We start from the raw sequence: 11,687 nt of genomic DNA, 5'->3' as shown, positions 1-11,687 counted from the left end.
CGATGACGGACGGGGGAGGGACGGACGAAGGAGGGACGGACGGGGGAGCAACGGACGGGTCAGCCGACGAGCTCGTGCGGCGACCGGCGCAGACCGCCTCCGCGAAGGATGCCCCGCACGGACCGCCCGCCCCCGACACCGAGGACACCCGGTCGGGTCCGCCCGGCCCCGACGCCGAGGACACCCGGTCGGGTCCGCCCGGCCCCCACGCCGAGGACGTGCCCCAAGAGGCATCCGCCCCCGACGACGAGACCCGCCCGGCCGGTGGGAGTCGGAAGCGCGCCTGGCCTCGGACGCTGCGGCGCACCGCGCTCGTCCTCGTCCTCCTGCTGCTCCTCCCCACCCTCGCCGCGGAGACCGCCCTCCGCGTCAACTACACCGGCACCCCTGAACCCGGCACGTACACCCGTGACCGCGATGCCATCTGGCTCGGTCACGCCTGGATCGACGGCCGTAAGACCGACGCCGACGTCACCGCCCTGGCCGGCCGGCTGCGCGGCACCGGCATCCGCGACCTGTACGTCCACGCGGGCCCCCTGGAGCACGACGGAACCCTTCCCAAGTCGGCGTACCCACGGGCGCGTTGGCTCATCGAGACCTTGCACGGCAAGGCGCCGCACATCCGCGTCCAGGCCTGGCTCGGCGACGAGGTCGCCCCCGAGAAGCCGTACGCCATGCACCTGGAGCGCCCCGCGACCCGCTCCCACGTGGTCGCCTCCACCCGCCAGATCCTGGACACCGGCTTCCAGGGTGCCCACTTCGATCTGGAGCCCCTGCACTCCGGCGACCGGAACTACCTCGCCCTCCTGGACGCCCTGCACCGCGTCACCCGGGACCACCGTGCGGTGCTCTCCGTCGCCGCGCACCAGATCGATCCGCTGCCGGCCCTCCACTCCTTCTGGGGAACGGCCACGGGCCACCCCAAGTGGTGGTCGCAGGCGTACTTCGGGCAGGTCGCGCGCCGCGTCGACCAGATCGCGGTGATGTCGTACGACACCATGCAGCCGTCGCAGAGCCTGTACGGCGGCTATGTCGCCCAGCAGACCTCGCTGGCCCTGGAGGTCACTCCCGAGTCCACGGACCTGCTCATGGGCCTGCCCTTCTACCACGAGAACCGCTTCGGCCACTGGGCCCGTGCCGAGACCGTCCCGGCCGCGGTACGCGGTGTCCGCCTCGGCCTGTCCCGCACCGACAAGGGCCGGGCACGCTTCGGGGTCGCCCTCTACGTCGACTTCGCGGCCACCGAAGCGGACTGGACGGCTTATCGGGAAGACTGGGTCCGGTGACCGGAACAGGACACCGTGAGGGAACATGATGGGCATGCACATGTTCTTGGTGATGGCGGCCGTCCTCGCGGTGACGCTCATGGGCGTGCTCGGCGTCCTGGCCGTCGGGGGGGTGTGGGTACCGCCGGTGGCCCGCCGCCGGGTGCTGCGGCCCCGGCTGTGGGGGTACGGGGCGCTGGTGAACGCGGTCGGGCTGGGCCTGTTCATGTTCCTCGGGCCCCTCGCCGACGCGGGTCTTGAGTTCCTTCCGGCCCTCGGCTGGTGCCTGTGGATGGGCGGAACGGTGGTCCAGCTCCTCGCCCAGCGCCCCGGTCGCCCCGCCCCTACGAAGACCGCCTCCTGATCTTCGACCCGAGCCACACCAGCGGGTCGTACTTGCGGTCGACCGCGCGTTCCTTCATGGGGATCAGGGCGTTGTCGGTGATCTTGATGCCCTCGGGGCAGACCTCGGTGCAGCACTTGGTGATGTTGCAGTAGCCGAGGCCGTGTTCGTCCTGGGCCGTGCGCTTGCGGTCCAGGCCCGTGTCGGCGGCCGAGTCCAGCGGGTGCATGTCGAGTTCGGCGATCCGCATCAGGAAGCGCGGGCCCGCGAACGCCTTCTTGTTCTCCTCGTGGTCCCGGACGACATGGCAGGTGTCCTGGCACAGGAAGCACTCGATGCACTTGCGGAACTCCTGCGAGCGGTCCACGTCCTCCTGCATCATCCGGTACTCACCGGGACCGAGCCCGGCGGGCGGGACGAAGGCCGGGACCTCCCGCGCCTTCTGGTAGTTGAAGCCGACGTCCGTCACCAGGTCCCGGACCACCGGGAAGGCGCGCAGGGGCGTGACGGTGATCGTCTCCTCGCGGGAGAACACCGACATCCGGGTCATGCACATCAGCCGCGGGCGGCCGTTGATCTCCGCCGAGCACGAACCGCACTTGCCGGCCTTGCAGTTCCAGCGCACGGCCAGGTCGGGGGCCTGCGTGGCCTGGAGGCGGTGGATGATGTCGAGCACCACCTCGCCGTCGTTGACCTCGACCTCGAAGTCCTCCAGGCCGCCGCCCTCGGCGTCACCCCGCCACACCTTGAAGCGGGCCTCGTAGCTGCTCACTCGTACAGCTCCTCTTCGGCGAGGTACTTGACCAGCTCCTCCTTCTCGAAGAGGGCGAGCAGGTCCGGGCGGATGGGGGCGGTGGTCTCGCGGGTGAGGCGGATCTGGCCGCGGCCGGGGTCGGTCGCCGCGAGGCCGCCGGTGGGGTCGGCGAGGGCGCAGAGCAGGTTCACGTTGCGCCACTTGCGGTCCATCGTGGGGTGGTCCTCGCGGGTGTGGCCGCCGCGCGACTCGGTGCGCTCCAGGGCCGCACGGGCCACGCACTCGCTGACCAGCAGCATGTTCCGGAGGTCGAGGGCCAGGTGCCAGCCGGGGTTGAACTGGCGGTGGCCCTCGACCCCGGCGCGGCGTGCGCGTACCCGCAGCTCGGCGAGCTTGTGCAGGGCCTGCTCCATCTCGCCCTCGCGGCGGATGATGCCGACCAGGTCGTTCATGGTCTGCTGGAGTTCCTGGTGCAGGGTGTACGGGTTCTCCGGCGGGCCCGCCTCGCCCGCCCGGTCCGCCTCCGCCGAGAACGGGCGCAGGGCCTCCGCCGCGGCCGTGTCGACCTGGGCGTCGTCCACCGGCGGACGCCGGTACGCCAGCCCCTGCGCGTACTCCGCCGCGTGCCAGCCCGCGCGGCGCCCGAAGACCAGCAGGTCGGAGAGGGAGTTGCCGCCGAGCCGGTTGGAGCCGTGCATGCCGCCGGCCACCTCACCGGCCGCGAACAGGCCCGGCACCCCGCGTGCGGCCGCCGTGTCGGAGTCGACCGCGATGCCGCCCATCACGTAGTGACAGGTCGGCCCGACCTCCATCGCCTCCGCCGTGATGTCGACGTCCGCCAGCTCCTTGAACTGGTGGTACATGGACGGCAGCCGGCGCCTGATGACCTCGGCGGGCATACGTGTCGACACGTCCAGGAAGACACCGCCGTGGGGCGAGCCCCGGCCCGCCTTGACCTCGGCGTTGATGGCGCGGGCCACCTCGTCGCGCGGCAGCAGCTCCGGTGGGCGCCGGTTGTTGTCCGGGTCCTCGTACCACCGGTCGGCCTCCTCCTCCGACTCGGCGTACTTCTCCTTGAAGACGTCCGGGATGTAGTCGAACATGAACCGCTTGCCCTCGGAGTTCCGCAGGACCCCGCCGTCGCCGCGCACCGACTCGGTGACGAGGATGCCCTTCACCGACGGCGGCCAGACCATGCCCGTCGGATGGAACTGCACGAACTCCATGTTCAGCAGCGGCGCGCCCGCCAGCAGCGCGAGCGCGTGGCCGTCGCCCGTGTACTCCCACGAGTTCGACGTCACCTTGAAGGACTTGCCGATGCCGCCGGTCGCGATCACCACGGCGGGGGCTTCGAGGACGAAGAAACGGCCGGTCTCGCGCTCGTACGCGAAGACGCCCGACACGCGCTCCCCGTCTTTGAGGATCCTCGTGACCGTGCACTCCTGGAAGACCTTCAGCCGGGACTCGTAGTCCCCGGTCTCCTTGAAGTCCTCCTGCTGCAGGGCGACGATCTTCTGCTGGAGGGTGCGGATCAGCTCGAGGCCCGTACGGTCGCCGACGTGCGCGAGCCGCGGGTACTCGTGGCCGCCGAAGTTGCGCTGGGAGATCCGGCCGTCCTTCGTACGGTCGAACAGCGCGCCCCAGGTCTCCAGTTCCCAGACCCGGTCCGGGGCCTCCTGGGCGTGCAGCTCGGCCATCCGCCACTGGTTGAGGAACTTGCCGCCGCGCATGGTGTCGCGGAAGTGGACCTGCCAGTTGTCGTGCTCGTTGGCGTTGGCCATCGCCGCCGCGATGCCGCCCTCGGCCATCACCGTGTGCGCCTTGCCGAACAGGGACTTGCAGATCACCGCCGTACGGGCGCCCCGCTCGCGCGCCTCGATCGCGGCCCGCAGCCCGGCGCCGCCGGCACCGACCACGACGACGTCCCACTCCTGGCGGTCGACCACGGACATTCGCTCAGATCCTCACTGGTCTCTAGAAGAAGCGCGGGTCGGCGAAGACCCCGGACGCGACGAGATAGACGTAGAAGTCGGCGAGCGCCACGCTCAGCAGCGACGCCCACGCCAGCTGCATGTGCCGGGCGTTGAGCCGGCCGACGAACTGCCACGCCTTGTAGCGCACGGGATGCCGGGAGAAGTGTTTGAGCTTGCCGCCGACGATGTGCCGGCAGGAGTGGCAGGAGATCGTGTAGGCCCAGATCAGCGTGATGTTGACCAGGAACACCACGGTGCCGAGGCCCATGTGGCCCCAGTTCTCGTGCGGGTCGCGGAAGGACAGCACCGTGTCGTACGTCAGCACGCCCGCGACCAGGATCGCCGCGTAGAAGAAGTACCGGTGGACGTTCTGCAGGATGAGCGGGAAGCGCGTCTCGCCGGAGTACGTCCGGTGCGGCTCGGCCACCGCGCAGGCGGGCGGGGACGCCCAGAAGCTGCGGTAGTACGCCTTGCGGTAGTAGTAGCAGGTCAGGCGGAAGCCCAGCGGGAAGATCAGGATGATGATCGCCGGGGAGATCGCCCACCAGCTGCCGAAGAGATCCGCGTTCGGCCCCGAGGGCATGGTCTTGCAGTTCTCCGCGAGACAGGGCGAGTAGAACGGCGAGACGTACGGCGCCGCGTAGTAGTCCGCGTTCGCGAAGGCCCGCCAGGTCGAGTAGACGACGAAGGCGAGCAGACCGGCCGCGGTGACGGCGGGCGCCAGCCACCAGCGGTCGGTCCGCAGGTGCGGGGCGGCGATCGCGGCGCGCGCAGTGGTCCGTACGCCGCCGCTGTTCTGTTGGGGTTCCGTACCAGTGGCCAATGCGGGGCTCCGCTTCTATGGCTCGATCTGCGCTGGGGACCTGTGACTGGGGGACGGCTCGGGGCGGCTCGGGGATCAGGGGGCGTGGCGGTCGCGGGCGCCGAGGCCCTCGTCGTCCGAGCCCACCCACAGGCTGGTGTCGTACGGCGCGTCGGAGATGGTGACGAGGTCGGGGCGGCGGGGGGACTCCGGCGCGGCGGCCGCCTCACGCAGCAGCGCCACGCTCTCCCGCAGATGGTCGGCGTCCAGCCGGACCCGGCGCACGTCCAGGCCGCCGCTGCCGAGCTGGTGTTCCAGGCGTCCCAGCGACCGGTACAGATCGTCGAGAGAGCGCTGGACCGAGGTGATGTCGTCGTGCACGGACATGACTTGCCCTCACTTCCGCGGTTCCGGCGGGTCCTGGGCGGCGACGTTCATGCGCCTTGGAGTGTTGCGCGCCACACCCGCCGATGTGAAGGCGTGTGCAGCGATTGGCGGAGGCGCACTGGTGCATCTCCGGTGGTGTTGCGCCACACGAGTGGGGTTACTGCTCGTGAGCGCCGTGTCGCCCGTTGTTGCCGGATCCTTTCCTCTTCAGTGGGCCGCATAGATCTGATCAGCTCCATATACCGCCAAAGGTGATCAGCTCCACATTCCGACACATGTGAGCATAAACCCGCGGCTTCCCGGAGGTAGCAGAGATGTCCCACGACGGAGTCGGACCGCGCGCCGTCATGCGATCGGTCGCCTTCCTGGCCGCAGGCGCGCTCGCGGTGCCGTTCCTCGCCGCGTGCGGCTCCGACGAGGAGGTCCCCAAGCCCCTCGCCGCGCAGGACATCGCCCCGGTCGCCCGTGGCCTGGTCGCCGACGGCGGGACGCTGAAGTGGGCCGTCGACGCCGTACCCGCGACCCTGAACGCCTTCCAGGCCGATGCCGACGCCGGCACCAGCCGCGTCGCCCAGGCCGTCCTGCCGTCGATGTTCCGGCTGGACGCCACCGGCCGGCCGGTGCCCAATCCCGCCTACCTGGAGTCGGCCAAGGTCATCGAGACCGAGCCGCGCCAGGTGGTGCTGTACAAGCTGAACCAGCAGGCCGTGTGGAGCGACGGCCGGGAGATCGGCGCGGCCGACTTCGCCGCCCAGTGGCGCGCCCTGTCCGGCAGGAACAGCGCGTACTGGACCGCCCGCAACGCCGGCTACGACCGCATCGAGAAGATCGAGCGCGGCGCGAACGACCTCGAGGTCCGGGTCACCTTCTCCCGCCCCTACGCCGACTGGAAGTCGCTGTTCTCCCCGCTGTACCCGAAGGACGTCATGGGCACCCCGGACGCCTTCAACGACGGCGCCCGGCGCGGTCTGAAGGTCACCGCCGGGCCGTTCACCGTGGCCAAGGTCGACACCGCCCAGAAGGACGTCGTCCTCACCCGCAACCCGCGCTGGTGGGGCAAGGCCGCCAAGCTGAACGAGATCGTGCTGCACGCCGTACCCCGCGACAAGCGGGCCGAGGCGCTCGCCGACGGCAGCGCGGACCTCGCCGACGTCGACCCCGCCGACGCCCAGCGGATCGGGCTCGCCGCCCACGGCGCCGCGAACCCGCTGCAGGGCTCCGGGAAGACCTCGGTGAAGAAGCTGCGCGCGTGGGCGCGCGCGCACGACTTCGACCCGGACGACGTCAAGGCCGGCCGGACGAAGCTGCGCAAGGCCATCTCCGAGTACCTGGACGAGCAGCAGGCGCTGAGCGGTGTCGAGGTCCGCAGGTCGCTGGAGCCCGCGTACACGCAGCTCGCCCTGAACGGCTCCCGGGGCCCCCTCGCCGACGAACGCGTCCGCCGGGCCGTCGCCCGCGCCCTGGACCGCCGGGAACTGGCCAGGCTGGTGCTCACCCCGCTGGGCCTGCCCGCCGTTCCGGTCGGCAGCCACCTCGCCCTGTCCGGGCAGGCCGCGTACGCCGACAACAGCAGCGCGCTCGGCGCCCAGGACCCCAAGGAGGCGCAGGCGCTGCTCGCCGACGCCGGGTGGGTGCCGGGCGGCCCGGTGCAGGAGCCGAAGAAGGGCGAGAAGGCGGCCGGTCCCGAGCGCGGGAAGACCGACGGCGGCGAGAAGAAGGGGAAGGGCGAGAAGGCGGAGGACAAGTCCGACGGCGGCAGGGACGGCGAGTACATCGTCGGCGAGGACGAGAAGAACGGCGGACGCGGGGACGGGGGCGACCGGCACCTGGCCCAGGAGGGCAGGCACGGGGGCGCACAGGGTGCCTACGCCCCGCAGGGCACCGCCGCGCCGGCGGCCGCGGCGAAGCCGCTCGCCAAGGACGGCAAGCCGCTCCTGCTCCGGTTCGTGCTGCCCTCCGGCGCCGGCTCCCAGACGCTGACCTCGGTCGCCGACCGGATCTCCGCCATGCTGGAGCGGGTCGGCATCCGGACGACGATCAGCAAGGTCTCGGATGCGAGCTACTTCAAGGACCACATCGCGTCCGGCGACTACGACCTCGCGCTGTACTCCTGGCCGTCCTCCGCGTTCCCGGCGACGGACGACCGGCCGGTGTACGCCAAGCCGGTGCCGGCGGCGGACGGCTCGCTGAACGTCGAGCAGAACTACACACGGGTCGGCACCGACCAGGTGGACCAGCTGTTCGACGAGGCCGCGACCACCCTGGACGAGGACGAGGAGGTGTCGCTGATCCGCAAGGCGGACGCCAGGATCTGGGCCGCGGCCGGGTCGATTCCGCTGTACCAGCGGCCTCAGCTCGTGGCGGTGCGGAAGAACCTGGTCAACGCCGGGGCGTTCGGATTCCAGACGCCGGTCTACGAGGACATGGGCTTTCTGAAGAAGGGGGCGAAGGTCTCCGCGAGTCCCACGACCGCCTCCGCCAGTCCCGGCAGCTGACCTCCCCGGAGATCATCACACGGCCCTGAGGAGGCCGCTTCCCGCGGGGCCACGTACCATGGGGTGAGGCCGTGGCGTGTCCAGCCCGGCAGGACCCGCGCGACACAGACGTACGCGCAGGGCAATCCTCACACTCCGGGAGTTCGTCGCACTATGGCTGTGTCCATGACACGTCACGACATCCGCAACGTCGCCATCGTCGCTCACGTCGACCACGGCAAGACCACCATCGTCGACGGCATGCTGAAGCAGGCCGGCGCGTTCGCCGCCCACCAGCTCGACCAGGTCGACGACCGGGTCATGGACTCGAACGACCTGGAGCGTGAGAAGGGCATCACGATCCTCGCCAAGAACACGGCGGTGAAGTACCACCCCAAGGACGGCGGGGAGCCCATCACCATCAACATCATCGACACCCCCGGCCACGCCGACTTCGGCGGCGAGGTCGAGCGCGGTCTGTCCATGGTGGACGGTGTCGTGCTGCTGGTGGACGCCTCCGAGGGCCCGCTGCCGCAGACCCGGTTCGTGCTGCGCAAGGCGCTGCAGGCCCGCCTGCCCGTCATCCTGTGCATCAACAAGACGGACCGCCCGGACGCCCGGATCGACGAGGTCGTCAACGAGACCTACGACCTCTTCCTGGACCTGGACGCGGACGAGGAGCAGATCGAGTTCCCGATCGTCTACGCCTGCGGCCGTGACGGCATCGCCTCGCTGACCAAGCCCGAGAACGGCACGGTCCCGGCCGACTCCACCAGCCTGGAGCCGTTCTTCTCCACGATCCTGGAGCACATCCCGGCTCCGACGTACGAGGAGGACGCGCCGCTCCAGGCCCACGTCACCAACCTCGACGCCGACAACTTCCTCGGCCGTATCGCGCTGCTCCGGGTCGAGCAGGGCGAGCTGCGCAAGGGCCAGACGGTCGCCTGGATCAAGCGCGACGGCAGCATCAGCAACGTGCGCATCTCCGAGCTGATGATGACCGAGGCGCTCACCCGCAAGCCCGCCGAGGTGGCCGGCCCGGGTGACATCTGCGCCGTCGCCGGTATCCCCGACATCATGATCGGCGAGACCCTGGCCGACCCGGAGAACCCCATCCCGCTGCCGCTGATCACGGTCGACGAGCCCGCGATCTCCATGGTCATCGGCACGAACACCTCGCCGCTGGTCGGCCGGGGCGGCACCGGCAAGGGCGCCGACGCGAAGGCGGCCGTGAAGGACCGCAAGGTCACCGCCCGCCAGGTGAAGGACCGCCTGGACCGCGAGCTGATCGGCAACGTCTCCCTCCGGGTGCTCGACACCGAGCGTCCGGACGCCTGGGAGGTCCAGGGCCGTGGTGAGCTGGCGCTCGCCATCCTGGTCGAGACCATGCGCCGGGAGGGCTACGAGCTCACCGTCGGCAAGCCGCAGGTCGTCACCAAGGAGGTCGACGGCAAGGTCTACGAGCCGGTCGAGCGCATGACGATCGACGTGCCCGAGGAGCACATGGGCGCCGTCACCCAGCTGATGGGTGTCCGCAAGGGCCGCATGGACAACATGTCCAACCACGGTTCCGGCTGGGTCCGCATGGAGTTCGTGGTGCCGTCCCGCGGTCTGATCGGCTTCCGGACCGAGTTCCTGACGCAGACCCGCGGTACCGGTATCGGGCACTCCATCCACGAGGGCCACGAGCCCTGGTTCGGTGCGCTGCAGACCCGCAACAACGGCTCGCTGGTCGCCGACCGCTCCGGTGCCGTCACCGCGTTCGCGATGACGAACCTCCAGGAGCGCGGCGTGCTCTTCGTGGAGCCGGGCACCGAGGTGTACGAGGGCATGATCGTCGGTGAGAACTCCCGCTCCGACGACATGGACGTCAACATCACCAAGGAGAAGAAGCTCACCAACATGCGGTCCTCGACGGCCGACGTGGCCGAGTCGATCGTGCCGCCGCGCAAGCTGTCGCTGGAGCAGTCGCTGGAGTTCTGCCGTGACGACGAGTGCGTCGAGGTGACCCCGGAGGCCGTTCGCATCCGCAAGGTCAACCTCGACCAGCGTGAGCGGGCGCGCGCCGCGAGCCGCGCCAAGCACGGCTGATCCCCGAGCAGTTGAGCCCGGGCGTCCCCAAGGATGGGGGCGCCCGGGCTTTTTGCAACCCGTTTTTGGTGGCCCCATGTCCGACATGCGGAGATCGCTGCCCGATAGCCATGTAACAAGTCCGTTTCGCGCCTTCTTCGGTCGAACAGTTTGTCCAGATTTTGGAAGGTCCAGCGGCGAGCTGTGACTGAATTGAGATCTACGGGCGGTGGTCGGTATCCGACCCATGGCAGATAGTTAGCCGCGTAGCGCTCGGGTCAATGGGTCCAGCGCACTGTGGGGACAGTGCGCCGACTCACGAGCACCAGGGGGTGCCTGTCCCTCCGTCAGGGGTGTCGGAGGGACGACGGAAACCCTCTCCTGTTGGTGAACACGTGGAGTCATGAGGAGGAACACCCATGCGCGGTGTCACGAACGCCAGGTGGGTCGGTTCGTCATTTCCAGCGGTGTGATTCGGCGGTAGGACTACGCGCGTCCGCCTCGCGGTTCAGCGCGTCCTCGGAGTACCCGGGCACCTCCCACACTCATACCTGTGAAACGGACGAACCGTGACAAGTCCTATCGACATTGAGGGCGGCGGTACCTCGGTCGTCGTCGACGGCGAACCAGGGCCGGAGGCGAAGAGCGAAACCGTCAAGCTCGAAGGCCGGTCCCCCGGCCAGCTGATGTGGCTGCGCTTCAAGCGCGACCGCACGGGCGTGATCTCGGCCTACGTCGTGGGCTTCTTCTTCCTGATCGGCCTGCTCGCCCCGCTGATCGCCAAGCTGTACGGCAAGAATCCGTACACGGTGTATGCGGACGAGCGCCCGGAACTCTTCGACAGCGCCGGCGTGCCGGTGCACCCCAACGGCGGTATCAGCAGCGAGTTCTGGTTCGGCCTCGAACCCGGCAACGGCTACGACGTCTTCACCAAGCTGATCTACGGCATCCGCACCTCGCTGATGATCTCGGTCGCCGTCACCGTCGCCGTCGTCATCACCGGCATCCTGCTCGGTGTCGCGGCCGGCTATCTCGGCGGCAGGACCGACTACTTCATCGGCCGGGTCATCGACTTCCTCCTCGCCTTCCCGGCACAGCTGTTCTTCATCGCGAGCATGCCGGTCGTGGTGTCCCTGTTCGTCAGTCCCCGCGACGAGACACCCACCTACGTCCGGGTGCTGGCCCTGATCATCGTCCAGTGGTTCCTGGGCTGGATGGGCCTCGGGCGGATCCTGCGCGGCACCGCGCTCGCCCTGCGGGAACGGGAGTTCATCGAGGCGGCCAAGGTCAGCGGGGCCTCGCCGTGGCGGATCATCCGCAAGGAGATCCTGCCGAACATCGTCACCCCGCTGCTGGTGCAGGCGACGTATCTGCTGCCCAACTTCGTGACCGCCGAGGCCGGTCTGTCGTACCTGGGCGTCGGCATCGTCGAACCGACGCCGGACTGGGGGCAGATGTTCTCCAAGGCGTCCACCGAACTGGTGATGCAGAACGACATCACCTACATGTTCTTCCCCGGCGTATCGATGATCATCTTCGTCGTCGCGTTCAACCTGCTCGGGGACTCGGTCAGAGACGCCTTCGATCCCAAGACCGCGCGCTGACCGCAGCACGTCAAT

The 11,687-nt window shown here is 69.6% G+C and carries 9 protein-coding genes; 5 read left to right on the top strand and 4 right to left on the bottom strand.

The window, feature by feature from the left end:
* The first annotated feature begins 74 nt into the window (after positions 1-74).
* Both ABB07_RS13875 and ABB07_RS13870 read left to right on the top strand, forming a co-directional pair.
* Positions 75-1,286 (top strand): glycoside hydrolase family 18 protein, encoded by a 1,212-nt coding sequence (locus ABB07_RS13875; protein WP_425264716.1) that lies wholly within the window; start codon positions 75-77, stop codon positions 1,284-1,286.
* 34 nt (positions 1,287-1,320) lie between these two features.
* On the top strand, positions 1,321-1,629 hold the full coding sequence (locus ABB07_RS13870; protein ID WP_208899004.1) for a hypothetical protein: 309 nt from the start codon (positions 1,321-1,323) through the stop codon (positions 1,627-1,629).
* On the opposite strand, the gene ABB07_RS13865 is transcribed toward ABB07_RS13870, so the two are convergent.
* From ABB07_RS13865 to ABB07_RS13850, 4 genes are all read right to left on the bottom strand, one after another.
* Positions 1,610-2,380 carry a succinate dehydrogenase/fumarate reductase iron-sulfur subunit gene (locus tag ABB07_RS13865; protein WP_208899003.1) on the bottom strand — a complete coding sequence of 257 codons (771 nt, stop codon included), beginning with the start codon at positions 2,378-2,380 and terminating at the stop codon, positions 1,610-1,612. The two genes, ABB07_RS13870 and ABB07_RS13865, sit on opposite strands and share 20 nt — an antisense overlap.
* On the bottom strand, positions 2,377-4,314 hold the full coding sequence (locus tag ABB07_RS13860) for a fumarate reductase/succinate dehydrogenase flavoprotein subunit (protein ID WP_208899002.1): 1,938 nt from the start codon (positions 4,312-4,314) through the stop codon (positions 2,377-2,379). Before ABB07_RS13860 ends, ABB07_RS13865 begins: the two co-directional genes overlap by 4 nt.
* Positions 4,315-4,336: 22 nt before the next feature.
* Positions 4,337-5,158 (bottom strand): hypothetical protein, encoded by an 822-nt coding sequence (locus ABB07_RS13855; protein WP_208899001.1) that lies wholly within the window; start codon positions 5,156-5,158, stop codon positions 4,337-4,339.
* A gap of 75 nt (positions 5,159-5,233) precedes the next feature.
* Entirely contained in the window at positions 5,234-5,524 is a 291-nt protein-coding gene (locus ABB07_RS13850) for a hypothetical protein (protein ID WP_208899000.1), read from the bottom strand.
* Positions 5,525-5,838: 314 nt separating this feature from the next.
* On the opposite strand from ABB07_RS13850, the gene ABB07_RS13845 reads away from it, so the two are divergent.
* The 3 genes from ABB07_RS13845 (at position 5,839) to ABB07_RS13835 (ending at position 11,672) form a co-directional block, all read left to right on the top strand.
* Positions 5,839-8,019, top strand: a complete 2,181-nt coding sequence (locus ABB07_RS13845; RefSeq protein WP_208898999.1) for an ABC transporter family substrate-binding protein — start codon at positions 5,839-5,841, stop codon at positions 8,017-8,019.
* Positions 8,020-8,172: 153 nt separating this feature from the next.
* Positions 8,173-10,089, top strand: coding sequence for a translational GTPase TypA (typA, locus tag ABB07_RS13840; RefSeq protein ID WP_208898998.1), 1,917 nt, complete (start codon positions 8,173-8,175; stop codon positions 10,087-10,089).
* A gap of 548 nt (positions 10,090-10,637) precedes the next feature.
* Positions 10,638-11,672, top strand: a complete 1,035-nt coding sequence (locus ABB07_RS13835) for an ABC transporter permease (RefSeq protein ID WP_208898997.1) — start codon at positions 10,638-10,640, stop codon at positions 11,670-11,672.
* Positions 11,673-11,687: the final 15 nt, after the last annotated feature.

Origin of the sequence: Streptomyces incarnatus (assembly GCF_001027185.1) — a bacterium.
Lineage (GTDB): Bacteria > Actinomycetota > Actinomycetes > Streptomycetales > Streptomycetaceae > Streptomyces > Streptomyces puniciscabiei.
The sequence above is the reverse complement of the archived record's forward strand: the minus strand, read 5'-3'. Positions and strand labels throughout refer to the sequence as shown.